The 26,796-nt window shown below is 70.9% G+C and carries 23 protein-coding genes; 9 read left to right on the top strand and 14 right to left on the bottom strand.

The window, feature by feature from the left end; genetic code table 11:
* Positions 1 to 58: 58 nt before the first annotated feature.
* The gene (locus WME98_RS01025) at positions 59 to 898 is read right to left on the bottom strand and encodes an inositol oxygenase family protein (protein ID WP_437949511.1); all 840 of its coding nucleotides are present in this window, start codon (positions 896 to 898) and stop codon (positions 59 to 61) included.
* Positions 899 to 985: 87 nt separating this feature from the next.
* Positions 986 to 1,804 carry an aminoglycoside N(3)-acetyltransferase gene (locus tag WME98_RS01020; RefSeq protein ID WP_437949510.1) on the bottom strand — a complete coding sequence of 273 codons (819 nt, stop codon included), beginning with the start codon at positions 1,802 to 1,804 and terminating at the stop codon, positions 986 to 988.
* Positions 1,805 to 2,067: 263 nt separating this feature from the next.
* Here WME98_RS01020 and WME98_RS01015 point away from each other — a divergent pair, with 263 nt between their 5' ends.
* Entirely contained in the window at positions 2,068 to 4,362 is a 2,295-nt protein-coding gene (locus WME98_RS01015; protein WP_437949508.1) for a 5'-nucleotidase C-terminal domain-containing protein, read from the top strand.
* 9 nt (positions 4,363 to 4,371) lie between these two features.
* Here WME98_RS01015 and WME98_RS01010 read toward each other — a convergent pair whose 3' ends face one another.
* The 5 genes from WME98_RS01010 to WME98_RS00990 form a co-directional block, all read right to left on the bottom strand.
* A complete protein-coding gene (locus tag WME98_RS01010; protein ID WP_437949506.1) occupies positions 4,372 to 5,361 on the bottom strand; it encodes a hypothetical protein in 990 nt (329 codons plus the stop codon).
* Entirely contained in the window at positions 5,358 to 5,912 is a 555-nt protein-coding gene (locus WME98_RS01005) for a hypothetical protein (protein WP_437949505.1), read from the bottom strand. Before WME98_RS01005 ends, WME98_RS01010 begins: the two co-directional genes overlap by 4 nt.
* Before the next feature lie 124 nt (positions 5,913 to 6,036).
* Positions 6,037 to 6,381, bottom strand: a complete 345-nt coding sequence (locus tag WME98_RS01000; protein ID WP_437949503.1) for a hypothetical protein — start codon at positions 6,379 to 6,381, stop codon at positions 6,037 to 6,039.
* A gap of 260 nt (positions 6,382 to 6,641) precedes the next feature.
* The gene (locus WME98_RS00995; RefSeq protein WP_437949502.1) at positions 6,642 to 7,826 is read right to left on the bottom strand and encodes a serine hydrolase domain-containing protein; all 1,185 of its coding nucleotides are present in this window, start codon (positions 7,824 to 7,826) and stop codon (positions 6,642 to 6,644) included.
* Positions 7,827 to 8,083: 257 nt separating this feature from the next.
* On the bottom strand, positions 8,084 to 9,166 hold the full coding sequence (locus WME98_RS00990; protein ID WP_437949501.1) for a phosphotransferase: 1,083 nt from the start codon (positions 9,164 to 9,166) through the stop codon (positions 8,084 to 8,086).
* Between the two features lie 49 nt (positions 9,167 to 9,215).
* On the opposite strand from WME98_RS00990, the gene WME98_RS00985 reads away from it, so the two are divergent.
* Positions 9,216 to 10,415 (top strand): acyl-CoA dehydrogenase family protein, encoded by a 1,200-nt coding sequence (locus WME98_RS00985; protein WP_437949500.1) that lies wholly within the window; start codon positions 9,216 to 9,218, stop codon positions 10,413 to 10,415.
* 85 nt (positions 10,416 to 10,500) lie between these two features.
* On the opposite strand, the gene WME98_RS00980 is transcribed toward WME98_RS00985, so the two are convergent.
* Together WME98_RS00980 and WME98_RS00975 are read right to left on the bottom strand one after the other, a co-directional pair.
* The gene (locus WME98_RS00980) at positions 10,501 to 11,364 is read right to left on the bottom strand and encodes an N-acyl homoserine lactonase family protein (RefSeq protein WP_437949499.1); all 864 of its coding nucleotides are present in this window, start codon (positions 11,362 to 11,364) and stop codon (positions 10,501 to 10,503) included.
* Between the two features lie 59 nt (positions 11,365 to 11,423).
* On the bottom strand, positions 11,424 to 12,413 hold the full coding sequence (locus tag WME98_RS00975) for an AraC family transcriptional regulator (RefSeq protein WP_437949498.1): 990 nt from the start codon (positions 12,411 to 12,413) through the stop codon (positions 11,424 to 11,426).
* A 69-nt stretch (positions 12,414 to 12,482) separates the two neighbouring features.
* Here WME98_RS00975 and WME98_RS00970 point away from each other — a divergent pair, with 69 nt between their 5' ends.
* From WME98_RS00970 to WME98_RS00955, 4 genes are all read left to right on the top strand, one after another.
* Complete coding sequence (locus WME98_RS00970) at positions 12,483 to 13,409, top strand: zinc-binding dehydrogenase (protein ID WP_437949497.1); 927 nt, start codon at positions 12,483 to 12,485, stop codon at positions 13,407 to 13,409.
* Positions 13,406 to 14,122, top strand: coding sequence for an SDR family oxidoreductase (locus WME98_RS00965; protein ID WP_437949495.1), 717 nt, complete (start codon positions 13,406 to 13,408; stop codon positions 14,120 to 14,122). Before WME98_RS00970 ends, WME98_RS00965 begins: the two co-directional genes overlap by 4 nt.
* An 8-nt stretch (positions 14,123 to 14,130) precedes the next feature.
* Positions 14,131 to 14,883, top strand: coding sequence for an SDR family oxidoreductase (locus WME98_RS00960; protein WP_437949494.1), 753 nt, complete (start codon positions 14,131 to 14,133; stop codon positions 14,881 to 14,883).
* A gap of 362 nt (positions 14,884 to 15,245) precedes the next feature.
* Positions 15,246 to 15,680 (top strand): YciI family protein, encoded by a 435-nt coding sequence (locus WME98_RS00955; RefSeq protein ID WP_437949493.1) that lies wholly within the window; start codon positions 15,246 to 15,248, stop codon positions 15,678 to 15,680.
* Positions 15,681 to 15,834: 154 nt separating this feature from the next.
* Here WME98_RS00955 and WME98_RS00950 read toward each other — a convergent pair whose 3' ends face one another.
* The 4 genes from WME98_RS00950 to WME98_RS00935 all read right to left on the bottom strand — a co-directional run bounded on the left by WME98_RS00950 (position 15,835) and on the right by WME98_RS00935 (position 20,783).
* Entirely contained in the window at positions 15,835 to 17,436 is a 1,602-nt protein-coding gene (locus WME98_RS00950) for a glycoside hydrolase family 5 protein (protein WP_437949492.1), read from the bottom strand.
* A gap of 394 nt (positions 17,437 to 17,830) precedes the next feature.
* The gene (locus WME98_RS00945) at positions 17,831 to 18,028 is read right to left on the bottom strand and encodes a hypothetical protein (protein ID WP_437331716.1); all 198 of its coding nucleotides are present in this window, start codon (positions 18,026 to 18,028) and stop codon (positions 17,831 to 17,833) included.
* On the bottom strand, positions 18,025 to 18,999 hold the full coding sequence (locus tag WME98_RS00940) for a GAF domain-containing protein (protein ID WP_437949491.1): 975 nt from the start codon (positions 18,997 to 18,999) through the stop codon (positions 18,025 to 18,027). The genes WME98_RS00945 and WME98_RS00940 overlap by 4 nt, the downstream gene beginning before the upstream one ends.
* A gap of 212 nt (positions 19,000 to 19,211) precedes the next feature.
* Positions 19,212 to 20,783: a PAS domain-containing protein gene (locus WME98_RS00935; protein WP_437949489.1), complete on the bottom strand. Its 1,572-nt coding sequence runs from the start codon at positions 20,781 to 20,783 to the stop codon at positions 19,212 to 19,214.
* A 569-nt stretch (positions 20,784 to 21,352) separates the two neighbouring features.
* Here WME98_RS00935 and WME98_RS00930 point away from each other — a divergent pair.
* Together WME98_RS00930 and WME98_RS00925 are read left to right on the top strand one after the other, a co-directional pair.
* On the top strand, positions 21,353 to 21,880 hold the full coding sequence (locus WME98_RS00930; protein ID WP_437949487.1) for a methanogen output domain 1-containing protein: 528 nt from the start codon (positions 21,353 to 21,355) through the stop codon (positions 21,878 to 21,880).
* A gap of 9 nt (positions 21,881 to 21,889) precedes the next feature.
* Positions 21,890 to 23,845: an ATP-binding protein gene (locus WME98_RS00925; protein ID WP_437949485.1), complete on the top strand. Its 1,956-nt coding sequence runs from the start codon at positions 21,890 to 21,892 to the stop codon at positions 23,843 to 23,845.
* A gap of 51 nt (positions 23,846 to 23,896) precedes the next feature.
* Here the strand turns inward: WME98_RS00925 and WME98_RS00920 are convergent, their stop codons facing one another.
* On the bottom strand, positions 23,897 to 24,484 hold the full coding sequence (locus WME98_RS00920; RefSeq protein ID WP_061621828.1) for a superoxide dismutase: 588 nt from the start codon (positions 24,482 to 24,484) through the stop codon (positions 23,897 to 23,899).
* Between the two features lie 453 nt (positions 24,485 to 24,937).
* On the opposite strand from WME98_RS00920, the gene WME98_RS00915 reads away from it, so the two are divergent.
* The gene (locus WME98_RS00915; protein WP_437949483.1) at positions 24,938 to 26,773 is read left to right on the top strand and encodes a sialidase family protein; all 1,836 of its coding nucleotides are present in this window, start codon (positions 24,938 to 24,940) and stop codon (positions 26,771 to 26,773) included.
* The last annotated feature ends 23 nt before the right edge of the window (positions 26,774 to 26,796 follow it).

Genomic DNA, 26,796 nt, shown 5'->3' with positions numbered 1-26,796 from the left:
GCCGCGCGCGATCCGACCCAGGTTGGGGGCGCGGCGGTGGGGGACCTCGACCGCCCCCTTACCAGCGGAGCTCGGCCGGCAAGAACTCCGCGATCAGGTCCTTGTAGAACGGCTTCAGCCGCTCCACGTCTGGCGGGGCGTCGGCCTTCGAGTAGAGATCGTACGGGTTGAACCGCCGCACCCACTCCATCATCCGCCGATCTTGCTCGTTCATCACGTGCCCGTACGCGCCCTCGCGGTGCGCCGCGTAGAACGAGTGATAGCGGATAATATAGAGCGCCTCGAGCGGCAGGTGGTCCTTCACCACATGATACAGATACTCGTCGTGCCCCCACGACATGTGCACCCGGGAGAGCCCCGCGCCCTCCTCGTAAATCCCGCACGGCGCCTGGTACGCCGGGCTCGCCATGTCCGGGTTCCGCGCGAACAGCTCGGGGAAGACGACCCGGTCCGAGTACGCGCAGCCCACCGGGAAGGTGTCGCCCACCACGGCCCACTGAGGCTCGCCCCACGTGCACAGGATCTTCCCGGCGTCGTGGATCAGCGCGGTCAGCACGAACCACCGCGGCTGCCCGTCCCGCCGCGCCGCCTCCGCGGACTGGAGCGCATGCGCGATCTGCGACAGCTGCGTGTCCGGATCGCTGTCGTCGACCAGCCGATCGAGCAGCTCGAGCGCCTCCCACATGCCCATCCGGCGCCGATCCAGGCCGAGGTACTGCCGCTGTTTTTCCTGCACGAAGGCGAGGGTCTGCCCCTCGTGGTTCAGCCGGTAAAGCTCCTTCACGCTCGGCCGCACCTCGGCGCGGTAATCGCGGAACGCCGACGCCCCCTGCTCTCCCGCTGGTCCGCGCGCGGCGCTCCCCTCCACGCCCGACGCCTGGTCACGCTGCTCGCCCATCGCTCCGGCCATAGCGTACCACCCCGCCCAGCGCCAGCGGCCTCATCACCAGGGCCGCGCAGCGCGCTGGCCCATGCATGAGCTCGCCTACCCGCGATTCCGCGGCAGCCACCCGACCGCGTAATCCACGAGCGGCCGCTGCGGCATCAGCAGGGCGGTGGCGGCGCCCGCGCGGCCGCGGCGCACGAGGCCGGTGTCCCGCTCGAAATCGGCGCCGAGGCGGTCGAAATCGCCGCTGTCGGTCGCGACGTCGTCGAAGCTGACCCGCCTTCGCGCGCCGTCGACGAGGATGGGCGCGTGGCGCACCTCAATCCGTTTGCCCGGGAAGTCGGTGCGGTACTCGGCGAGGTGGATCGAGGTGTTGTTGCCGTGGCCGACGCCGAGCAGCAGCACCCAGCCGTCGAGATCGTAGATGCGGGCCAGCGGCGAGCCCTCGCCGAGGTCGTACGAGAGGCCGTGGTTCGCCGTGACCGCCTCGGCGTGCCGGCCCCAGGCGGCGAACGACACGAGCGGGTGGGCGCTCCGCCGGACGCCGCGCTGCTTGCGGAACGCCTCGGGGATGGCGCCCATCTGCCGCGTCGGCGTCAGATCCGGATCGTAGGCCGGCATGGTCTCCCGGATCGTCTCCCACCACGCCTCGGGCACGGGCGGATCCTGCCAGAGCGCCGGATCGGACAGGCCTTCCGACTGCGTCGGCATCACCAGCGTGCCCTCCGGCGTCAAGACCTCTTCCAGGGCCAGGATCACCGCGACCGGCCCGCCGCAGACCCAGCCGAGCTTGCTCAGCGACGAGTGGACCAGCAAGGTCATGCCGGGCCGAACGCCGAGGGCCGTGAGCTCCGCGACAAGCGATGGAACGGTGACGAGGGTGTCCGGGTGCGTCTTCAAGACCTGATGTTCGCTCATGCTGCGATCTCGGCCGCACCCACGCCCGCGATTCCGTCCCATACCGCAAGGACCGAGCGGGGGTGCGGCGCATGGGTCATCCCAGAGGTGGTATCACGGGCGCGCCGAGCCGGTCCAGGCGAGCTCGCTGGTGGGACCCGCGGGGCGCATCGAGCCCTTGATCCGAGCGCGCAGCGATGCGACAACGTTGCTACTCACATCCAATGCAACTGTAACCGCGCGAAGGGGCATCCGCCGCAGCAGCGCTCGACGAGGAGCTCACGATGAAAGGTCGATTCGGACGGCATGCGGCGATTTCCTCGGTGATCCTGGCCATGAGCGCGCTCTTCGCCTTCGCGTGCGGGGATGACGAGGGCGGCCCGAGCTCGCCCTCCTCCAGCGCCTCGGGGTCGGGCGGCGCGGGGGGAGCGCCGGCGACCAGCGCCTCGGGGTCGGGCGGCGCGGGGGGAGCGCCGGCGACCAGCGCCTCGGGTTCGGGCGGCGCGGGGGGAGCGCCCGAGACCCCGAGCGGGGCCACGGCCGAGCTCGCGCTGCTGGAGACCACCGATCTCCACAGCAACGTCCTCAGCTTCGACTACTTCAAGCTGGTCGCGGAGCCATCCATCGGCTTCGAGCGCACCGCGACGCTCATCCACCAGGCGCGGGCCGAGATCCCGAACCACCTCCTGATCGACAACGGCGACACCATCCAGGGCACCGTGCTCGCCGACTACCAGGCGCTGGTGGATCCGATCGCGTGCGGCGAGACGCTGGCCATCTACAAGGCCATGAACCACCTGCGGTTCGACGTCGCCGGGATCGGCAATCACGAGTTCAACTACGGTCTCCCGTTCCTCTCGCAGGTGACCCACACCCCGTTCGACGTCGAGGGGCTCGATCTCGCAGGCTCCGCGGCCTGCGCGGGCCCCGACTTCCCGCAGGTGAACTCCAACGTCTTCAGCCTCGAGACGAACGAGACGATCTTCCCGCCGTCCGTGCTCATCGCGAAGACCATCACGGCGACGGCGCCGGACGGCGGCACCATCGAGAGCACGCTCCACGTCGGCTTCATCGACATCACGCCGCCGACGATCATGAGCTGGGACAAGAAATGGCTCGACGGCAAGGTCTTCGCCAAGGGCGTGCAGGAGGTCGCGGCCCCGCTGATCGACGATCTCCGCGCGCGGGGGGCCGAGATCGTCGTCGCCATCGTCCACGGCGGCCTCGACGACGCGCCTTATGCGCCCACCCTCGAGAACCAGGCGTGGCACGTCGCCCACGTGCCCGGCGTCGACGCCATGCTCATGGGCCACTCGCACCAGATCTTCCCGAACGCGAGCAGCACCGTGCCCCAGTTCGACCTGCCGGAGGTCGACAAGGACGCGGGCACGGTCGCGGGCGTCCCCGCGGTCATGCCGGGCTTCTGGGGCCAGCACCTCGGCGTCATCAAGATGGGGCTCACCCACGACGGCGCGCGCTGGACGGTCGACACGGCGAAGACGGTCGTCGAGGCTCGGCCGATCTCCACGACCTGCCAGGGCGGGCTCCCCGCCGCGTGCGACGCGATGGAGCGCTGGCGCACGGGGGCGCCCTGCGCGTTCGCGACCCGCTGCGACGCGCAGCCGGACGCGACGAAGATCGTCGTCGAGGCCGATCCCGAGATCGCGTCGCTCCTCGACGCCGAGCACCAGGCGACGATCGCCTATGTCCAGACGCCGATCGGGACCACCGATTTCGAGATGTCGTCGATGTTCGCCGACGTGGGGGATGTCAGCGCCATCCAGATCGTCAACCAGGCCCAGGCGGACTACGTCGCCCGTTACATCGAGGAGAACCTGCCGGAGCTCGCGCCGCTCCCGGTGCTCTCGGTGAGCGCGCCGTTCAAGTCCGGCTTCCAGGGAGGCAACGATTACACCGATGTGCCGGCGGGGGGCGTCGCGATCAACAACGCGGCCGATCTCTACCTCTACGCGAACACGATCCAGGCGGTGAAGGTGACCGGCGCGGACATCCTCGACTGGCTGGAGCGGGCGGCGACGCGCTTCAACCAGATCGACCCGAGCGAGACGGCCCCGCAGCCGCTCATCAACACCTCGATGCCCGGGTACAACTTCGATATGTTCACGGACGAGCGGATCTCGTACGAGATCGACGTCACGCAGCCGCTCCCGCCGGCGGGGGTGAAGGCCAGCGGCCGCATCAAGAACCTGACGTGGAGCGGGGAGCCGATGGATCCGGCCGCGGAGTTCATCGTGGCGACGAACAACTACCGCGCGAGCGGCGGCGGCGGGTTCCCCGGCCTCGACGGCTCGAAGACGATCTACGCCGCGCCGGACACGAACCGCGACGTGCTCATCGCCTACATCAAGGAGATCGAGGATCTCACGCGCGCCACGCACGGCTCGGACCGCAGCTGGCGCTTCGCCAGGGTCTCGACTATGGGCCTCGTGACCTTCACCTCGGCCCAGAACGCGCTGCCGAAGGCGGAGGCCGCCGGGCTAGACAACATCTCGCTCGTGGAGCAGGACGACGGCAGCGGGAAGATGCTGTCGGTGTACGCGATCGACCTGAGCCGGTGACGATCGCATTCACCCCGCGTTCGGATGAGCACACGCGCGCTCCAGCGCGGGATGCTCGCGCGGGCACGTCGCCGGGGCTGCGCGGTCCGCGCTCACCCCGAAGGCCGCGACCGTGAGCACCGCCATGAGGGCGCCGAACACCACGAGCCCCATGAAGACGGCGATGCCGAGGTGGAGCGCCAGCGTGGCCGCCACCCAGATCCGGCGGCTGCGCCGCGGCCAGATCAAGAACGCGTAGCCGGCCTCGACCAGGACCACGAGCCAGCCGGCGATCACGGCGATCCAGGGGTGGTCTGCGAGCCAGGAGAAATCGACCTGGCGATAGGCGGGCAGCATGACCGACCGCCAGATCGCCTCGCCGTTCCACCATTGCTCGCCGGAGGCCTTCCAGAGCCCGCTCGCGAGATAGGAGATACAGAGGTGCAGCTGGACGACGCGCAGCGAGAGCCGCGTGGTCGCCGGCGGGCCTATGGGCACGCGGGCGAGCCGACGGTCCAGCGAGAGCGCCGCCCCCGAGGGCATCCAGATGAGGTAGAAGAGAAAGATGTTGGCGTAGTTGTCCGCCCCGTAGTTCGTGCTGTCCGCCGTCATCATCAGCATCAGGTGGGCGAGCCAGGCCAGCGCCGCCGCCGCCCTCGCCCGCCACCCGAGGAGGAGCGCGACGAGGGCGAGCGTGTAGAGCGCGCCGGTGCCCGTGACGATGGCCGCCTCGCCGACGCCCAGCGGGGCGAGGCGGTCGATGAGCGAGCCGATGCGGACGAGGTCGGTCCTGGCGAGGAGGTCGTTGAGCGGCCCCTGGAGGATGCCAGACCGCCCGTACAGCTCGAGGAGCGCGGGGCCGACCATCGCGGCCTGGACGAGGAGCACCGACGCGAGCCCGATCCGCAGCACCGCGAGGGGCACGGCGGAGGCAGGGGCCAGGGCGAAGCGATCGAGCCAAAGCCACGCGCGCGCGAGCGTCGCCTGGGCGGCGCGCCGAGGACCCGCGCGGCCGTTCACGGCGCCTCCTGGTCCGCCGACCGGGCGGCGCGGAGCTTGGCCTGGGGGACGAGCTTCGCTCGATAGTGCAGATCACACGTGAGCTCGTCCCGATGGCGATACTCTAGCAGCGGAGCGACCTCGCACTCCTCCACGCGCACGACGACGCTGGCGGCCGCAGGGTGCCTGGCGAACATCTTGCCCGCCCAGGAGGCGGCCATGAGGCGCTTCAACGCCTGATCCTCCTCCAGCCAGAATCTATCGACGATGTTACCGGCCCGTAGCCTCGCTTCTGCGTTTGCCCCAGACATGAGGCGGTCGATGGTCACCGCCCCCGTCGCGTCCATGACCTCGAACGTGGCCGTGGGGGGCGAGCCGACGCCGGGAGCGAAGAAGGCATACCCGCTGTCGGCGCCGGAGAGCGTCCCGTAGGCGGCGACGGCGGCCGCCAGAGGGCCTCGGTCCCGGAGGTCGACTTGCAACGCTCCGACGATGATCACGAGGCCGAGGTGCCCCGCGGCCGCGGCCAGGAGGACGAGAGCGCGTCCCCGGCCGATCGTCTCTGTTTCCATGGCTTCTCCCTCACACCCGGTTCCGGTCGCCGCACACACCCTCCGGCGAGCTCGGGCGCGGCGGCCGGAGGACGACCGGGAACCCGGGGCCCGCGTCCCGAGCCGCCGGCCCGTGAACGATCGGTCAGCGATTGTCCGCGAGGATCACGACGGGAGCCTGCACTGCTCCGTACGGAGCCGCTCCGGACACCGAACGCCCGTGATGGTCGCCATGGTGATGGTGGCCGTGATGATGATGGCCGTGATGATGGTGGCCGTGGTGATGATGGCCATGGTGATGATGGCCATGGTGATGATGGCCGTGGTACCATTGGCGTCCGTTCACTCCCTCGGCGGGGACCTGGACGGGCACCTCCTCGACCAGCGCGAGATCCTCGACAGGCGTGGTGGTGTCCGCCGCGGCGAGCTGCGCGCTGCCGAGCACCGCCGCGGCTGCCGCGAGGATGGCGATCAGTTCTATGTGCTTCATCGTCGGCTCCTTCTACATGGCGCGCCCGACAGGGGGGGCCACCGAGCCTGGCGATGCAAGCGGTACGCCGGTTTGGTCGGAACATTGGGTGACAGCGGCGCTGTCGGCATCAGGTTGACCCCGAGGCCGCTGACCCCGCGACAAGGCGTCCTGTTCGACCAGCGATTGCCCCCCCGCGTGGACAGCGAGGGGAATCTGGCGGGAGAGGGGCGCGCGGAACTCCTGGTGAACGACGGCGTCGTCGTGGAGTGCCGATCGGCTCACGGCATCGTCAGGATACGGGATAGATCGTCGACGATCTTCTCTGCGTCGCCGTCTTCGTGGTTGACCAGCACGGTGATGGCAGCATCGCGCTCGACCGCGTGGTACGATGCAGACACGAAGCCCCACATGCTGCCGCCATGCCCGTGGGTCGCGCCGGCCGGCGACGAGCGCTGGGCCAGCCCGAGGCCGTATTCCAGCAGGTCAGACGACAGGGCGTCGACCCCGGTGGTCATCTCCGCGAGCTCGGCCGGGCCGAGCAGCCCGCCGTCGAGGAGCTGGACGAAGAACGCGGTGAGGTCGTCCGTGTTCGACACGAGGCCACCGGACGTCCACGCGGACGACGGATCCACGGCGGACGTCGTATCGACGAGCTCGCCGTCATACGACCCGTAGCCGCGCACGAGCCCCGGCACGGCGGGCTCCGCGCCGTCGAGGTAGGTGTTGGCGAGGCCCGCGGGCTCGAGGATGCGGGTGTGCAGCAGCTCGACGACGGGCTTCCCGGATACCGCCTCGAGGAGGAGGCCAGCGACGATGTAGTTCGTGTTGGAGTACTCGAAACCCCGCCCCGGCTCGAAGCACGGCGGCTCTCTGGCCGAGAAGACGATGAGCTCCTCGGGGGCCCACACGCGGGTCGGGTCGGCCTCGACGGCGCTCAGGAAGCCGTGGGTTTCCGTGTAATCGAACAGACCGCTGGTGTGGTTCAGGATCTGACGTATCGTGATCCGATCGCCGCCGGGGACACCCGGCACGTACCTCGATACGTCATCATCGAGCGACAGGTCGCCGTCGGCGCGGAGCATCAAGACCAGCGTCGAGACGAACGTCTTGGTGATGCTCCCGACGCGAAAGAGATCCCCTGGCTTCATCGGCGTCCCCGTCGCGACGTCCGCCATGCCCGCCGCGCCGCGAAAGGAGCATCCTCCGACGTCCACGGCCGCGGCGGCGCCGGGGAGCCTTTGCGCGCCGATCGCCGCGTCGAGCGCCGCCTGAAGCCTGACGGCGAGCCCGTCGCAGTCCGCCGCGCCGCTCCCCGAGCCCGGTGCGCCTCCGACTCCGCCGCTGTGGTCGCCGTCGACGCCGGCGAGGGCCACCGTGGAGCCGGAGGGGCCGGCCGCACAACCAGCGAGCGACGGGATGATCGAACAAGCGATCCAGGTAAGCGGGTAACGGATACGACGCATCGTCCAGATCTCCAGATCCCCCCGCGGACGTTGGACACGGGACACCGAGGAGGCGTGACCCGGACAGGCACGGACGCTTCGCGCGTCGGGCGGCGGCAAAAGACGGAAGAGCACCTTGAATGTCAACCGATTTTCACATGCATTGTGAATCCACGCACCGACGCGGGCGCTTCGAGGCGACGCCGGGCCGCGCCCGGGCGCCGACGAGCCCCTCGGCGTGGACAGCCGCGAGCTCGGCGTCCTCAGACCACTCGGCCCTAGCGCGGAGCGATCCCCGCGATCCCGCAGGCGAGCTCGGAGAGCACCGTCACGGCCGCGCCGTACCTGCCGGCGTCCTCGGAGCTGGCGTTGCCCTGGAGGCTCCGCCTGTAGACGCCCTGCGCGATGGCGGCGAGGCGGAAGACGCCGAACGCCATGAAGTACGGCCACGACGCGATGCCGTCTCGACCCGAGAGCGCGCAGTAGGAGGCGACCATCTCGTCCTCGGTCGGGATCCCGAGCGAGGCGACATCGACCCCGGCGAGCCCGCCGCGGCCGGGGAGGTTGATGCGGTAACCCATGCAGGCATACGCGAGGTCGCTCACCGGATGTCCGAGCGTCGAGAGCTCCCAGTCGAGCGTCGCGATCGCCTCGTGCGGAGGACCGGGCGAAAAGACCATGTTGTCGATCCGGTAGTCGCCATGGACGAGCGTCGTCTCGTCGTCCGACGGGACGTTGGCGGCCAGCCAGCGCATGAGCGCCTCCATCGCCGGGACCTCGCCCGTGCGCGAAGCCTGGTACTGCTTCGACCAGCGGTCGACCTGCCGCGCGACGAAGCCGCCCACCTTGCCGTAATCCGCGAGCCCCACGGCGGCGTAGTCGACGCGGTGGAGGGCCGCGAGGACACGGATGTAGTCTGCATAGATCGCGCGGCGCTCCCCGGCGGTCGCGACCTCGGGCAACGTCGGGTCCCAGAAGATCCGCCCGGCGGCGTACCGCATGACGAAGAACGGCGTGCCGATCACCGAGGCGTCCTCGCAGAGGGCGAGCGCGTCCGGAACGGGCACCTCCGTGTCGCGGAGCGCGCGCATGACCCGGTACTCGCGCTCGACGGCGTGCGCCGAGGGGAGGAGCTGGCCCGGCGGCTTCTTTCGCACGACGAGCTCGAGATCTCCGCCGTCCCCGCCGGCGACGCCCACCCAGTACGTCGGGTTCGACTGGCCGCCTTTGAACTGGGCGACCGTCACCGCGCCTCCCGCGCAGCCTTCGACGTGCTCGGCGAGCCAGCGAGCGAGGGCCGCTTCGTCGAGCCGGTGCGCCTCGCGGGGCGCGCGGGTGTTGGTCGGCGGCGTGAGGGCCATCGCGCGTCCGACCCTATCACGCGGCCCTGCGGCTTCCTATACTGCCGCCGTGACGATCTCCTTCGATCTGCCCCCCGAGCTGTCCGAGCTCCGCGGCCGCGTGCGCGCGTTCGTCGACGCGCACGTCATCCCGAACGAGCGCGCGATCCTCGAGGAGGACCGCGCAGGGCGGAAGGACACGCTGACGGCGCTCCGCGAGCGCGCGCGCGCCGAGGGGCTCTTCGTGCCGCACCTGCCCGTGGAGCACGGCGGGCTCGGGCTCGGCGTCATGGGCATGTGCGCGCTCTTTCGCGAGATGGGCCGCTCGCCGCTCGGCGCGGCCTGCTTCAACTGCGACGCGCCGGATCAGGGCAACATGGATCTCCTGCTCAAGGCGGCCTCGCCCGCGATCCGCGCCAAGTACCTCGCGCCGCTCGCGCGGGCCGAGATCACGAGCGCGTTCTCGATGACGGAGCCCGCCCCCGGCGCCGGCGCCGATCCGTCGAACCTGCGCACGACGGCGACCCGGATCGACGGCGGGTGGAAGATCGACGGCCACAAGTGGTACACGACCGGCGGCGGCGACGCGGCGTTCCTCATCGTGATGGCGCGGACGTCGGACGATCCGCGCACGGGCGCGACGATGTTCGTCGTCGATCGCGGCGCCGAGGGCGTCGAGCACGTGCGCGACATCCCCGTGATGAGCCCGCCGATGCTCGCGCACCGCGAGGCCGAGCTCCGCTTCCACGCCGTGCGCGTCGGCGACGACGCGGTCCTCGGCGGCGTCGGCGAGGGCTTCCTCCTCGCGCAGCGGCGCCTCGTGCCGGCGCGCCTCACGCACTGCATGCGCTGGCTCGGCTGGGCCGACCGCGCGCTCGCGATGTGCCGCGACTACGTCCTCACGCGGGAGAGCTTCGGCAAGACGCTGGCTCACCACCAGATGATCCAGAAGAAGTTCGCCGACGCGGCGTCCGGCATCCACGCCGGCAACCTGATGACGCTGCACTGCGCGGCGTTGCTCGAGCAAGGCAAGGAGAAGGAGGCGCGCCCCTACGCCTCGATGGCGAAGAACCACGTCGCGCGCCTCCTCTGCCAGGTGCTCGACGACGCGATCCAGATGCACGGCTCGCTCGGATACAGCGAGGATATGCCGTTCTCGCTCTGGTACCGCTTCGCCCGGTCCGCGCGCATCGCCGACGGCCCGGACGAGGTCCACGATGTCGTCGTCGCGCGCGACTTCCTGCGAGGCGCGTTGACGACGCTGATCTGAGAGGGACCCCGAGGGCCGTTCTACGCCGGGGCGGACAGGAGAGGCGCCTCCGCCGGCGCGCCGCGCTCTGGCGGACGCGCGGTGGTCAATCGAGGAAGGCGGGGAACCGAGGCAGGGCCGCGAGGTCGTCGGGCTCGTGCTGCACCACGAAGCGGGCATGGGCGGCGCCGATCAGCGCGTCGAGGCGCTCCATCGAGCGGACGGACTCCTCGCGATCGGTGTTGAAGGGAGGCACCCGGCGATGCTGCCAGTTGGCGTGGGTATGGCAGACATCCCCCGAGATGACGAGCGTCCCCGCGCGCTTGAGCCGGAGCACGAGGCTCTGGTGGCCCGGCGTGTGCCCGGGCGTCGGCACGATCCTCACGGCGCCGTCGCCGAAGATGTCCGCCTCGCCGTCGAGGAGCTTCAGCTTCGCGGTGCGGTAGGCCGAGAAGAGCTCCGGCTCGACGGTCGGCGGCGGCGGGGTCGCCGTCGCCCACTCGAGCTCTCGGCGGTTCAGGATCCACGTCGACGAGGGGAACAGGTTGGCGTTGCCCGCGTGATCGACGTGCAGGTGCGAGAAGGCCACGTAGTCCACGTCGGCGGGCGAGAGGTTCAGCGCTCTCAGGTGCTCGCGCAGCGGCGTGTCGACGCGGAACCGGATCCCCGTGCGCTCGTGCACGACGCCGCCCTTCGTCTGGGCGATCGTGTCGTTGATCCCGGTGTCCCACACCAAGGTGCCGCGCGGGTGCCGGATGACGTAGCACGACGCGACGAGCTCCCTGGCCCGGGGCTCGTCCCCGAAGGCGCTCATGTCCGCGATCTCGGCGCGACCGCAGTCGAGCGCGTAGAGCCGCACGTCCTCGGGGGGCTCCGGCCCCGCCTGCGGCGGCGGGGGCGCCTTGGCGCCCGTGGCGCACGAGGGGAGGAGCACGAGGAACAGCGCGATCAACCATCTTTCAAGAGACATCCTGATTCTCCTCACGCCCGCTGCCAGCGCGGGCTGTCGTGTCGTTCGTGCCTGCTTTTTCAGGGAGCCCTGGCGCGCGACGCCCGGGAGCCCTCGTCGCGGCCCTGCCGGCGCAGCGAGCTCGGCGGCACGCCCGCGAATCGCTTGAAGGCGCGGCTGAAGGCCGCCTCGGAGTCGTAGCCGAGCCGCACGGCCGCCTCGGCGACGGTCACGCGGTCGTCGCGCAGCCAGCCGCTCGCGACGTGCATGCGAAAGCGTGCGAGGTAGCGCGCGGGCGGCGCGCCGACCAGCGCCGCGAACCGCTCCGAGAAGATGGAGCGCGACATCTTCGCGACGTCCGCGAGCGACTCGACCGACCACGGGTCGCCGGGGCGCTGGTGGATCGCGGCGAGCGCGCGGCCGATCTGGGGATCTCGTATCGCGGCGAGCCAGCCGTCCGCGTCCTCTTTGCGGGACTCGACCCACGCGCGGACGACCCTCGTGATCACCACGTCGGCGAGGCGCGTCATCACCGTGGCGGCGCCGACGCGGCGCCTGAGCACCTCGTCGGCCATGGCGTCGAGGAGCACGGGCAACACCCCGTCTTCCGCGCCGCCGCCCCGCACGAGGAGCATCGGGGGCATCAGCTGGAGGAGCGGGTGCACGGCGGGCTGGGCGAAGGTCACGCTGCAGCACACGAGGATCGTCCGCGCGCCGGCGCCGCCCGCGCGCATCGCGTAGGCCCGGTCGCCGATCTCCTCGAGCGGCATCTCGTCGAGCGGCGTCACGCGCCCGCGCGCCCTGTCCGCGAGCGCGTGGCGGGTCCCGTGCGGCAGGAGGGCGACGTCGCCGGCGTGGAGCAGGATCCAGCCGCGCTTCGGCGCGCGCAGCCAGCAGTCGCCGGAGACCACGAAGTGGAACCGCGCCTGCGCCACCGGCGGGAGATCGATGCCCCAGGGGCGCGTCAGCTCGCAGCGGCCGTAGGTGCCGTCCGAGAGCCGGAGGTCTTGGAGGACCTCGCTCAGCGCGTCGGGGGAGAGCGCCTCTTCGCCGGACGAACGGTCATGCATCGGCGACAAAGTAGCATGGAACGGCCGCGGCGGCGGCTCCACGCTGCGGGGCAGGAGGCATGAAACACGATGCGTGCACTTGTCTATGACCCCAGCCAGCCACGTGGCCTTCGCTTCGCGGACGTGCCGCCGCCGGAGCCGGCGCCCTCGCAGGCGCTCGTCGAGGTCCACGCGGTATCGCTGAACTTCGGGGAGGTGGCGTTCCTCGGCGAGATGCGCGAGCCCGGCGAGGTGCCGGGGTGGGACGCCGCGGGCGTGGTCGTCCGCGCCGCGGCGGACGGCTCTGGGCCGAAGGAGGGGACGCGGGTCGCGTCGTTCGGTCGGAGCGGGGCGTGGGCCGAGCTCCGCGCGGTCGACACGTCCGAGCTCGGCGTGGTGCCGGACGCGGTCGACCTCGGCTCGGCCAGCACGGTGCCGGTGGCGGGCGTCACGGCGCTGCGCGCGCTGCGCGCCCTCGGGCCGGTCGTGGGGCGGCGCGTGCTCGTCACGGGCGCGTCGGGGGGCGTGGGCCGCTACGCCGTCCAGCTCGCGCGCCGCGCCGGCGCGCACGTCGTGGCCGCGGTGGGGAGCGCCGCGCGCGCCGAGGGGCTGCGCGCGCTCGGCGCCGACGAGATCGTGGTCGACCTGGCGGAGGTGAGGGAGCCTGTCTTCGGCGTGCTCGAGAACGTCGGCGGCGCGCAGCTCGCCAAGGCGCTGAGCCTCGTCGAGCGCGGCGGCTCGGTGCAGAGCATCGGCATGGCGTCGCGCGAGCCGAGCACCATCGATTTCGAGCAGGAGCGGCGGCGCGCGGGGGACAGGCGCGTCGAGGTCTTCGTCGTGGGCGCCGGCTTCGGGCCCGACATCGCGTACCTCGCCTCGCTGCTCGAGCGTGGAGCGCTGGATCCGCAGATCGGGTTTCGCGGCGGCTGGGAGCGCGCGCCGGAGGCGGCGGCGGCGCTGCTCGATCGGCGGGTCGCGGGCAAGGCGGTGCTGGAGATCCGGAGGGAAGGACGATGAGCGAGCTGTCGAATCAGACGGTGATGGTCGTGGGCGCGAGCTCGGGGATCGGGCTCGCGGCGGCGCGCGCGGCGGCGGCGCGGGGCGCCAGCGTGGTCATGCTCAGCCGATCGCGGTCGAGGCTCGACGAGGCGGCGGAGAGCGTCATCGGGACGAGGCGCGCCATCGCCATGGATATGCTGGATCCTGGCGCGGTCGATCGCGTGATCGGGTCGATCGAGGCCGTGGATCACCTCGTGCTCACGGCGGTTGCGGACGAGCTCGCGAGCCGAGCGCCGATAGGGGCGATGACCGGCGAGCAGGTCGAGCGCAGCTTCGACAAGCTGCGCGGGTTCGTGAACGTCCTGCGGGCTGCGGCGCCGCGCCTCCGCGAGGGCGGCTCGGTCACGCTCATGGCAGGGGCGTCGGCGGTGAAGCCGCCGCGCGAGGGGTTCTCGGTGCTGGCGGCGGCGAGCGGGGCGATCCTGAGCTTCGGAAAGGCGCTTTCGCTGGAGCTCGCGCCGATCCGCGTCAACGTGCTGATGTCGGGGGTGGTCGACACGGCGATCCACGCCGGGCGGCGCGAGCAGATGAAGGCGTGGGCGGAGAAGGACCTCTTGGTCCGGCGCTTCGGTCAGCCGGAGGACATCGCGCATGCCATCGAGTTCTTGATGACCAACCCGTACATGACGGGCCACACGCTCACCGTCGACGGTGGCTTCGTGGCGATCTGAGGGGGATCATGGAAGCGAAAGGACATGAGGGCTCGCTCGAGGGCCGACGTGTCGTGATCGTCGGCGGCACGAGCGGGATGGGGCTCGGCGCGGCGAGGGCTTCGGCGCGGGCGGGAGCGGAGGTGATCGCGGCGGGGCGGCGGCCGAGGGCGGAGCGCGCGGCGGGGGCGCCGGGGGACGCGCGCGTCGGGCACGAGACGGTGGATGTGACGGACGAGGGCTCGGTGAAGGCGATGTTCGAGCGGATTGGAGCGCTCGATCATCTCTTGATCAGCGCCGCGCCGGAGCCTGGCTCGTGGGGGGCGTTCCTCGAGCAGGACGTCGCGGGGGCGCAGCGGTACATGAACGCGAAGTTCTTCGGGAGCTGGGCGTGCGCCCGTTACGCGGCGCCGAGGATGCGCGCCGGCGGTTCGATCACGTTCCTGACGGGCGGCGCGGCGGTTCGACCCCGCGCGGGGGCGTCGATGGTGTCGGCGACGTTTGCGGCGCTCGAGACGTTGGCGCGCGGGCTGGCGATCGAGCTTGGCCCGCTGCGCGTCAACGTGATCCGTCCGGGGTACACCGACAGCGAGATGTGGAGCTTTCTCGACGATGCGGCGCGCGAGCAGCTCCGGGAGCGGGTGCGGGCGGCCATGCCTGTCCGGCGCATGGGGACGGTGGAGGACGTCGGGCACGCGGCGGTGTTCTTGATGACGAACCCGCAGGTGACCGGCTCGGTTTTGGACATCACGGGGGGCGAGACGCTTGTGGATGGGTTGTAGCGAGCCGACGACCGGGGCCGACCCGGGTTGAGGTGGCCGGACCCGACCCGGGTTGAGGTGGCCGACCCAGGTTGAGGTGCCGACCCAGGTTGAGGTGGCCGGCCGGACCCGACCCAGGTTGAGGTGGCCGTGACCCGACCCAGGTTGAGGTGACCTGTTAGGTGGCCGACCCAGGTTGAGGTGACCTGAGCTGCTAGCAGTGTTGTTGTAAAATTCTTTCGCTACGATATTCTGTCGACGCCGAACAAAACCTCGCCCGCCCTGTCGATCGCGCGTCTTCTGGTTCGTCGTGACGGCAGTGGCACGGCTCAGCCGGTCGAGATCGCCCGGGCGCCCGCGTCCCATCGGAAGGAGACACGACGATGCGATTCATCATCACCGCAGCACCGGGCACCAACGAAACCAAGGCGGACGCGGATGGCCCTCCGGACGAGGAGCTCTTCGCCGCGTACATGAAATACAACGAGGAAATGATGAAGGCCGGCGTGCTGATCGCCTCCGAGGGGCTCAACCCCGGCGGAGCCCGCGCCCGCGTCGGGATCTCCGGGGGGAAGCGCACCGTCCTCGACGGTCCCTTCGTCGAGACGAAGGAGCTGGTCGGCGGCTTCTACCTGATCGAGGTGAGCTCCAAGGAGGAGGCGATCGCATGGGCCTTGCGCTGCCCTGTCGGGTTCGGGAGCGACGAGGTGCTCACGATCCAGCAAATGACCGAGCTCTCGGACATCCCCCCGCGGTTCAGGGAGATCATCGCCGACGTGGCGCCGACCTGGAGCGCATCGTTCTCGAGGGCGCGGTAGGCTCAGCGGCCGCATCCTCGCTCACGCGGACGTCGACGCGAGCGCGCCCCGGGAGCTCCAGCGCCCGCCGGCCATCGGCCGCCGCGCGATCCGCATCAGCACGGCCATCGGCGGAGCGCTCTCCTCGGAGCGACGCTCCGCTCCGCCACCCGGGTCAAGGCGCCCGGAGCTTCTCCTTGACCCACCGCCCCGACTCGGTGAGCTGCCCATCCGACCACGGGCCGCCCGCGCTCGCCCCGGGCCTCAGCGCGGCGCAGGACTCGTTCTTGTCGACGATGGACCAGTTGAGCCAGCTGATCTGGTGGCTGTCCAGGAAGTCGAGCCACCGCTGCGCCTCGCCGAAATCGAGCGAGCCACTGCCTGTGTTTTCGCAGGTGCCCCACTCGGTCACGAACAGCGGCAGGCCCGCGGCCAGCGCGTTCGACGCCTTGGTGCGCAGCGCATCTCGGTGCGACGTGGCATAGAAGTGCAGCGTGTAAGCGACGTTGTCGTCGCTCGTGATCCGGTTCCTGGCGGCCACGTCCACGTCCTGCGACCAGGTCGGCGTCCCCACGATCACGAGGTTGTCGGAGCCAGCGGTGCGGATCACGCCGATCACCTCCTCCGCATAGGACTTCACCTCTGCCCAGCTCTCGTAGTCCGGCTCGTTGAAGATCTCGAAGATCACCGCGGGCTCGTCGCCGTACTCCGCGGCCATCTCCCCGAAGAAGCGCTTGGCTGCGTCCTTGTTCCGGATCGCTTCGTGATCGTGCCAGTCGATGATCACGTAAATCCCTTTAGCGATCGCGGCGTTCACGATCGCTCGGACCTTGTTCTTCTCGGCCTCCGGGTTGTGGACGTAGCCGAGCCCCTCCGCGCTGGCGGCCATCGCGGCGCGGACGACGGTCACATCCCAGTCGTCCACGAGCGTGTTGACGGCGGAAGCGCTGTAGAACTTCTCTCCCTGCCAGATGCTCCAGAACATGCTCATGCCCTTGAGCTGGAGCCCTGCCCCGTACTCGTCGACGACGCGGTTGCCCATCACCTTCAGGCGGCCGTGCCGTTCGACCGGCGTTCCCGTGGCGGGTCCCGTCCCGGTCGACGTCGTCGAGGTCACGGCGCTCGAGGTGGACGTCACGCTCGAGGTGGACGCGTCGCCGCCGCCCATGCCGCCGGCGCCGCCGCCCGAGGAGGCCGACGCGGAGGTCACGGCGGACGTCGACGAATCGCCGCCGCCCATGCCGCCGGCGCCGCCCATGCCGCCCATGCCGCCGGCGCCGCCGCCCGAGGAGGCCGATGCGGAGGTCACGGCGGACGTCGACGAATCGCCGCTGCCCGAGGAGGCCGACGTGGACGCTGCGGTGGAAGCGTCGCCGCCGCCCGCGCCGCCGGAGCCTCCACCCGACGAGGCCGACGTGGACGCGGCGGTGGAAGCGTCGCCGCCGGAGCCGCCGCCCATGCCGCCGGCGCCGCCGGAGCCGCCACCCGAGGAGGCCGACGCGGACGTGTCGCCGCCCGTGCCGCCCGTGCCGCCAGCGCCGCCCATGCCGCCAGCGCCGCCCGTGCCACCAGCGCCGCCCAGGCCACCGTCGCCGCCCGTGCCACCAGCGCCGCCCGTGCCGCCGTCGCCGCCCGTGCCGCCGTCGCCGCCCATGCCGCCCATGCCGTTCCCCGAGGAGGCCGACGTGGACGCCGAGGTCGACGTCGGCGCGTCGTCGCCGCCCCCCGAGGACGTCGATGCCGTTGAGTTGCCGCCCCCTGAGGCCAAGTCTCCCAACGAGCCATCACAGCCGAGCAGCATCATCGCCGGTAACGCAAGATGCAGAAAGCCGCGCGTCCACCTCGGCCCAGCAAACAACCCAGTCGTCACGTCGTGGCTCATGGTCCTCTCCAAGGAAGGCATCTCGACCGATGCGTCCGGCATCGAGCCATGGGCATCAAGCAGGCGCATCAGCGACGAAGAATGGCTTCGCTGCATAGCAGGACCGCCCCGAAGGGTGAAGGCGAAAGTAGGAGATTCGTCGACTCGGTCGCACAGGTCGCACAGGTCGCACAGGTCGCACAGGTCGCACAGGCCGCACAGGTCGCACAGGCCGCACAGGGCCGCACACGCCTCCCACGCTCGGTCCCCGCGCCCTGCCCGGCCCCGCGCGGCGCGAGCGCCCGCGCCCCTACGCGCGGCGGAGGATCTCCTCCAGCGCGTGCTCCAGCCGCCGCTCGACCTCGGGGTCGTCGAGCGCGGGCGTGATCTCCTCGGGCACCACGCGCGCGCGCATGATGATCCGCGCATAGATGAACGCATTGCGCGCGCTCGGAGGGTCCTTGTCGCCGAGACACGAACGGAGCAGCTGGTACGCTCTGCCCTTCACCACACCTCCGTTGCGCGGGCGCGCTCGACCGTGGCGATGATCCGGCGAACCGCGGCGGACGCGGTCTCGTGCGCCGCGAACGCGTCCCGCACGACGTGCGCCGCCCTGGCGGCGACCCCCTCGCCGAGCGTGCCCTGCAGCACGCCCTCGGCCAGCCGGACGAGCGGACCGATCTCGACCATGTCCCGCGCCAGCGAGCGCGTCGCCAGGGCGATCTCCGAGGCCGTCTCGGCCGGGAACGAGCGCGAAATCAGCATCACGTCCTCGGCCAGCTCCGTCGCGATCGCGAACATGTCCCGATAGCAGTCGACCGCCGCGCGCAGGTCGTCCAGGCTCAGCGCCGCCGGCGGCGCCTCCGCCAGCGTCGCCGCGGCGCTCTGCGCCTCGGCGAGCACCGGAGCGATCGCCCCGAGCGCGTGCTCCAGCAGGCGCGCGCTCTGCTCGAACCGCGCGAGCCGCTCCTTCAAGGTGCGGCTCGGCGGCGGCGCGTCGCTCTCCATCGCCTCGATCCGCGCGCCGACCTCGGCGGCGAGCTGCTTCAGGCCCTCGACCACGCGCGGCCCGAACCCGCGGGGCACGACGTCGAGCACGCAGAACGAGCCGACCACGTGCTGGCGCACCCGGATGGGCACCCCGGCGTAGGCGCGGATGCCATACCGCTCGACGAGCTCCTTGGGCACGCGCTCGTCCACCAGGGCGTCCTCGACGACGAGCGGCGCCTCGTGGCGGACCACGAGCTGACAGAACGAGTTGCTCCGCGAGGTGGCGCAGCTCACGCACAGCTCCGGCGGCAAGCCGCGGTGCGCGCGGAACAGCTGGATGTGGCGGACGATCAAGCTCACCAGCGCCATCGGCGTCTGCGCGAGCTCGGTCGCCCGCTGGACGCAGGTGTCGAGGATGGCGTCCGCGTCGTCGCGCAGCAGCACCTGGTGCAGCTCGGCGAGGCGCGCGGGATCGTTCAAGTCGGCCATGAAGAGTGCTCTTGCCGGGGCGAGAGGGCAGATTCTGACTCGAGCGCCGCCAGGAAGCAGCCGCGCGTCGCGCGCAGCTTACCGCAACCGAGCGCCGGGGGCCGCACCCACGGGGCCGCGGCCGGCGAGCTCGACCGATGTGCGCTTCAGGAGGCACGACGCGCCGCCGAGCTCCGGGTCGCCCGGGCCTCGCGCGCCGGGCGCGCCGCGGCTCACGCGCGCGCCCGGACGACCGAGACGCCGAGCTGGCCGAGCACGTGGCGGAGCGCGGCGCGCAGCGTGCTGAACGTGCGCAGCTCGCCGAGCTCGACGCCGAGGCCCACCAGCGTCCCGCTCACCGCCGGCGAGATGCCGGAGAGCGCGCACGTGGTCCCGAGCAGGCGCGCGGCCCGCACCAGCTTGAGCAGGTGGTTCGCGGTCGCCGTGTCCACGACGTCGACCCCGGTGAGATCCACGATGGCGAACCGCGCCCGGTTCGCGCTGACGGCCTCGAGGAGCGCGGTCATCATCTCGGCCGCGCGGACGCTGTCGACCACGCCGATGATCGGCATCGTGAGCACCCCGTCCCAGATCTCGATGATCGGCGTCACCAGGGCCTGGATGGTCCGCCGCTGGCGCTCGATGAGGTGCCGCTGCTCCTTCAGCGCCAGCTCGTGCCGCTGCCGCTCCCGCTCGGCCGTGATGTCGGCCTGGATGGCCACGAAGCTCGTCACCTGCCCCGACGCGTCGCGCACCGGGGTGAGCGCCATGCGCATCCAGGCGCGCGCGCCGCCGTCGCGCTCCGCCGGGAACTCGACCGAGACCTCGCGGCGCTCGGCGACCGCGCGCGCGAGCTGCTCGGCCGCGGCCGCGTCGGCGATGCCGCCCACGAGCCGCAGGAACGAGGCGCCCAGGAGCTCGGCCACCGGCCGCCCGGACAGGCGCGCGAAGGCGGCGTTCACGTACGTGACGGGCAGCTCCTCGGCGGCGCTCGCCGCGACGAGGATGCCCTGGGAGGCCGCGCCGATCGCCTGCGCCAAGAGCTCCCGGTCCCGCTCGACGCGCCGGCTGTCCGTGATGTCCCGCGAGATGCCGACCGTGCCGATCACCTGGCCTCCCTCGCCCCGCAGGGCCGATTTGACCGTGGTCAGCGTCCGGATCGCGCCGTCGTGGCGCGCGGCCGGCTCCTCGTCGATGACCAGCCGGCTCTCGGTCTCGAACACGTACAGGTCGTCTCTCACGTACTGCTGCGTGAAGTCCGGCTCGCTGCGCGGAGCGTCGATGAGGCCGCGGAGCTCGGCGTTGGTCATGCCGTAGAGCTCGCGGAACGCCTTGTTGGCCCAGAGCACCCTCGACCTCGGGCCCTTGACGAGGACCATGTCCTCGATGGCATCGAGGATCTGTTGATACACCTCCTCCGCGATGAGGGGCCCGGCCGCGCGGCGCGGCCTGCCGGTGATGTCCTCGAAGACACCGTACGCGAGGTCGCCGCGATCGTACGTCGAGGCGCGGAGGGCGAGCAGGCGCGTCGAGCCGTCGCTGCCGAGCACGCGACACTCGAGATCCGCGGTCGAGGGGCCGGGGAAGAGGCCGCCGAGCGTCGAGCGCACCTGCGCGCGATCGGTCTCGACCACGATCTCGTCGAGCGGCTTGCCGGTGAGATCAGGGGCGGACCGGCCGAGCGCCCGCGCGCACGCCGCGTTCCACTTCACCAGGCGGCCCTCGGCCGTCACGACGCAGAAGGGGTGCTGGCAGGCCTCGAAGAACAACTCGAAAGAAGGCTGCGCGGTCGCTTGCGTGTTCATAGACCTCGCTCGCTGGGGAGACTCACCCACAGGGCTGTGCTGTAGAGCTGCGCATCGATCTCCGCAGGCCCCCCCTGGGCTCGACGCGCCTGTCTCTGTTTATACCAGCTGGCCCTGTTTCGATAGAGCCATGGAGAACGCGGGGAGGTACGTTCTCGCCGTCATCGCCGATCAGTTCCTGACGTAACGCGGGCGCGCTCGCCGTCGTCGGACCCGAGCTGCGGTGTGCGCACCGGACCGAGCGAGCGCTCCTGCGCCGATCTCGATTCCTGCTCTCGGCCCCTGGGCATCTGCGCTTCGAGCGCCTCGCTGGGACCGAATGCGCGCCTGCGCGTCGCACGCCTCGTGCGCCGGCGAAGGTGTCGCGCCGCTGTCTCGGCGGCGCCTGCAGCGCGAGGCCGCCGGGCTCCAGATCTCCGCATCACGCGACGCGGGTTGGCTTTTTTTTGTGCAGCAACAAATTTCCTGTGTCATGGTCGGTCGGGGCTCGGCGCTGGTCATCGCCTCGGTGGGTCGGGGCAGCGCATGGTAGACACAGACGTGCATCCGGTAATGAGGAGGGCTTCCCGATGAGCAGCGCAGCAGAGGCCGTACGGCGGTTACCTGTAGAGCTCGATAGAGATCGTTTTCTGCGGCAGCTCCTGCGCGAGCTCGCCGGCACGTTGCAGGAGGTCGTCGGCCTCGATCAAGCGTCGGGGTTCGTGAGCATCGTGGGCCAGAAGATCGGCGACAGGCTCAATGAGCAGTACCGGTCGGGGCTCCGGGCCGAGGCGCTCACACGCGAGCAGGTCGCCCAGGTGCTGGTGGACCTCAAGCGGCGGATCCAGGGGGATTTCTATGTTATCGAGGAGAGCGACGACAAGCTCGTGCTCGGCAACCGCGCGTGTCCGTTCGGCGAACTGGTGAAGGACCGGCAGGCGCTGTGCATGATGACGTCGAACGTCTTCGGCGTCATCACCGCGGAGAACCTGGGCTATGCGCGCGTCGTCATCGAGGAGTCGATCGCGCAGGGGCACGCCGGCTGCCGCGTCGTCGTGCACCTGAAGCCGCCGCTTGACGACGACGCGCCGGCAGGTCAGGAGTATTTCAAGGGATAAGCGCGCGGCATGTGGATGCTCAGCTTCGGCCAGCTCGCCGACGTGCTGCCCGAGCCTGTGCTGCTCGTGTCGACCGACGGGCTCGTGGTCGCCGCGAACCAGAGCGCCCGTAAGGCGCTCGGCGGCGCGAGCGAGGGTCAGGCCCTCGTCGCGCTCTGCTCCGACGCGCGGGAGCACGTGGAGGGATTGCTGAGGCGCAGCGCGCGCGTGCGCCAGCCGACGATCGGCACGCTCACGCTCCACCAGGGCCGCCGCTATCGCGTCGAGGGCGCGGTCGTGCGCCCTTCGTCGGAGGGTCAGCCGGGGATCGTCGTGCTCCGCTTCGTGCACGAGCAGGCCGCGCTCTCGGCGTTCGTGGAGCTCAACCGCACGCTCGCGCACCTGCGGCGGGAGATCACGGCCCAGCGGCGCGCCAGCCGGGAGCTCGACCGGCAGCGCGAGTGGCTGCGGGTGACCCTCGTCAGCATCGGAGATGCGGTGATCGCGACCGACGTTGACGGGCGCGTCGTCTTCATGAACCCCGTGGCGGAGCAGCTCACCGGCTGGACCGAGGGCGAGGCGACCGGCCGGCCGGTGACGGAGGTGTTCCACGCCATCCACGAGGCGACGCGAGAGCCGATCGAGAACCCCGCCGGGCGGGTGCTGCGGGAAGGGCGCATCGTGGGGCTCGCCAACCACACCTTGCTCGTGACGCGGGGCGGCGGCGAGACGCCCATCGACGACAGCGCGGCGCCCATCCGGGACGCGAGCGGCGAGGTCATCGGCGCCGTGCTGGTCTTCCGTGCGATCGCCGAGCGCCGTGCGCTAGAGCGGCTCGCGGAGCAGCGCCTCGCGGAGCTCGTGCTGGCCGATCGCCGGAAGAACGAGTTCCTCGCCATGCTCGCGCACGAGCTGCGCAATCCGATGGCCGCGATCCTCACGGCCACGACCCTCCTGCGCACGCCGGAAGAGGACCCGGAGGCCGGGTACGCCGCTCAGGTGGTGGAGCGCCAGGTCCGCCACATGGCGCGGCTCGTCGACGACCTCTTGGACGTGGCGCGGATCAGCCAGGGAAAGATCTCGCTCCGCACCGAGCTCGTCGACGTCTCGCGCGTGCTCCAGCGATCCGTCGAGACCAGCCGCAAGCTGATCGAGGTTGGCCGGCACGAGCTCCACCTCTCCATCGCGGGGGACCTGCCGCCCGTGCAGGGGGACGCGACGCGCCTTGAGCAGATCTTCTGCAACCTGCTGAATAACGCTGCCAAGTACACGCCGCCGGGCGGTCACGTTTGGCTGTCGGCGCGCGGCGATCACGACGAGGTGGTCGTCTCGGTGCGCGATGACGGGGTCGGCATCGCCCCTGAGCTCCTACCGTATATCTTTGACGTCTTCGTGCAAGGCGATCGGTCCCTGCACCGCTCCCGGGGCGGGCTCGGCGTCGGCCTCGCGCTGGTCAGGCGCCTGGTCGAGCTGCACGGCGGGTCGTGCTCGTGCGTGAGCGCGGGGGTGGGGCAGGGGGCCGAGTTCATCGTGCGCCTCCCGGCGGTGCGCGGAGAGGTCGTGGCGGCGGGCGCCCGCGAGCGCGAGCCGGCGGCGGGCGGTGCGCGGCTGCGCATCGCCGTGGTGGACGACAACCACGATGCGGCCAACCTGCTCGCCGTCGCCCTGAAGCGGTGGGGACACGACGTCGTGGTCGCGCACGACGGGCTCGAGGCGCTGGAGCTCCTGCGGGCGCACAGACCGGACGTCGCGGTGCTGGACATCGGCCTGCCCGGGATGGATGGATACGAGCTCGCGCGGCGGCTGCGGCGCGAGCCGGCGCTCGATCGGTGCACGCTCATCGCGGTGTCCGGCTACGGCCAGGACGCCCACCGAAAGCGCGCCGTGGACGCCGGGTTCGATCACCACCTGCTGAAGCCGGTCGAGCCATCGGCGCTCATGGCGCTGCTCGCGGGGGTGACGCCGACGGGCGGCCCGGCGCGGTAGCCTGATCGCTCTTCATCGTCGCCGGCAGCCGCTCGGCCTGCTCGGGCCCTGCTACGACGCGGCGCGGAGGTTCCTGGCGACGGCGTCCCAGCTCACGAGCCTGTCGAGGAACACCTCCAGGAAGCGCTGTCGGTTGTTGCGGTGATCGAGGTAATACGCATGCTCCCAGACATCGCACGTGAGGAGCGGCGCCGCGCCGGTCGTGAGCGGGGTCTCTGCGTTCGGCGTGTCGACGATCCTGCCCTTGCCGCCGTCGAGCACGAGCCACGCATACCCCGAGCCGAAGCGCGCGACGCCGGCGGCGATGAAGTCGCCGCGGAACTTCTCCCAGCCGCCGAGCCCCGCGATGAGATCGCCCACGTCCCCCGAGGGCGGTGGGCCGCCGCCGTCCGGCCTCATGCCCTCCCAGAAGAAGGTGTGATTCCAGACCTGAGCTGCGTTGTTGAACACCGCGCCAGAGCTCGCGCGCACGAGATCGACGAGGCTCGCGTTCGCCTCGGGCTTGCCGTCGATCAGGCTCTTGAGCTTCGACATGTAGCCCTTGTGGTGCTTCTCGTAATGAAACTCGAGCGTCTCCCGGCTCATGGCGGGCTCCAGCGCGTCCTTGGGGTAGGGGAGCGGTGCCACCTCGAAGTCCATGGTGTCCTCCTTCTCTCGTTCATGCGCGCTCCGGCGAGCGCCCTTCGACTCTCGAACCCGCGACGCTGCCCGTCAATCCGCGCTGGCGCCGATGCGCCCCGGGCGGCGATGGAGGCGTCCGCCCGCTCCGGCGCTCGCGCGCCAGCGCGCCCGCGCCAGCGCGCGGAGCGAGCTCCTGAGTCGGTTCATCTCGTGCGGCGGCGCTCCAGAGGGCGTCCGAATCAAACGTGGAGTTCGTGGGTTCTGCGAGTTGCACCACTCTTGGTGGACAGGTAGTATGAAGAACTCTCCGCGATCTCGAGATCGCTCGGCCGGGCGAGGGAGCCGCCGCGCCGGGCGCAGGTCGTCGCGGAGCGCTCTCTTCAGCGGCAGCTCCTGCTGCCGCTCCGACGCGGGCGATGAGCGCGAGCGCGAGCGTGTGCCCGACGGAGTCGTCCAGTCCAAGGAGGTATCATGCGTTCCTTACGATCGAACATCGTTCATCTCGCACCGCTCCTCGCGGCGCTGCCCGCGCTCCCGGCGTGCTCGCAAGAGCCGGAGCGCGACGAGGCGCCGCTCGCGGAGAGCCACGATCTCGCGCTCGGCACCGTGATGAAGAACGGCGTTCCGCTGTCCATTCGGGACGCGAGCCTCAACGCGCCCACGACGCTCGCCGGCCGCGGGCGCGCGACGATCGCCGAGCGAGCGGTCCGGTATCACTGGCCGGAATCTGCGCCGTCGATCCGGACGATCGGAGAGAACGTTCAGGTCAACGACCCGGCGCTCGACCAGATTCACGTGCTTCGGACCGACCCACCAACACGCCCCTTCGTCAACGTGACCCAGAGCGAGACCTCGATCGCCGCGCATGATCGCAACATCGTCGTCGCCTACAACACGTCCGCCGGCGTGGAGCCGGTCGTGGAGGGCGGCGCGGTCGTGTTCCAGAGGATGTTCTTCTCCGGCTTCTCGACCTCGAACGACGGCGGCGTGACCTGGGAGAGCGGCTTCATCCCCCCGCTGCCCGGGAGCACGAGGACGCTCGGCGATCCCGTCGTGCGCTCGGATCGCCGTGGGGTATTCCATTTCGTCGGGCTCACCGAGGACGCGGAGGGCCAGGGGGGCGTGCAGGCCAACCGATCGACCGACGGCGGCCGCACGTGGACCGATGCGGTGTTCGTGGCCCAGGACGACGGGGCCGACAAGAGCTGGCTGGCCGTGGGCCCCGATCCGGTCCGCCGGCGACGCGACAACCTGTACGTGACCTGGACCAGCTTCCAGCCCCCGGAGGCGCCCGTCCGGAGCGAGCTCCGCTTCGCGCGCTCGACCGACGGCGGCGTGACCTGGACATCGAAGGTCGTCTTCGTTCCCGAAGTGGAGACGGAGCCCGCGCCCCTGCTGGACGTGATCCAGTTCACGAACCCCTTCGTGGATCCCGACGACGGGACGCTCTACCTGCCGTTCCTTCAATTCAGCGGCATGGACGCCGATTTCATACGGATGCTGGTGTCCCGTGACGCCGGCGAGACGTTCGAGTTCGTGGAGTTCAATCTCCCGGGAGCCCCGGACCCGACCCTCCTGCCCGTGGTCCAGCCCGGCGAGCGCATCGATTGCGGCGATGACGGCGGTGTCCGCCTGGCCATCACCGACGGGCCGCGCCGCGCGGGGCGGGACGATTTGCCCACGTATGTGCACGCCTCGCGCCTCATCGTCCAGCCGACGCTCGCGGCGCGCGGCGGGGTCGTCTACCTGGCCTGGTCGGCGTCCACCAGCGAGACCGTCGGCGAGGCGGACTCGGGCTCGAACATCTTCCTCCTCCGCTCGGACGACCGCGGGCGGACGTGGACGCGGCCGATCCCCGTCACCTCCACGGCCGGGGAGAACATCCATCACGTGCTCCCGGCCGTGACCGTCGGCAACGACCCGAGCCACGTGCACATCGTTTACTACACGCAGAACCGCGACAGGTCCGTCGACGTGGAGATGGCGAGCTCGTTCGAGCGCGGGGCGTCGTTCGGCGACGGCGACAGGCAGCACGTCACGGACACCTCCTTCCGCCTCGCGCCGACGAACATCCCGCTGGACCCGCCTGTCGATGACAACTTCCCGACGACGAACTTCGATCGGGTCGTGCGGCCGTGTTACTGCCTCGGCGAGTATCTCGACGTCACGTCGGAGCGAAGAAAGCTCTATTCGGCCTGGGGCGACCTGCGCAATCTGATCAGGGAGCCACGCCACCCCAAAAACCCGATCTCGGGTCAGAGGCACTCGCAGGCCGACGTCTTCTTCCAGGCCTTCCGGGAGCGCTGAGCGCTCCTCTCACGGCGCTCTGG

The organism is Sorangium sp. So ce296, assembly GCF_051529605.1.
Classification (GTDB): domain Bacteria; phylum Myxococcota_A; class Polyangia; order Polyangiales; family Polyangiaceae; genus Sorangium; species Sorangium cellulosum_D.
Note: the sequence above shows the minus strand (reverse complement) of the source record. Positions and strands in the feature narration are given on the sequence as shown.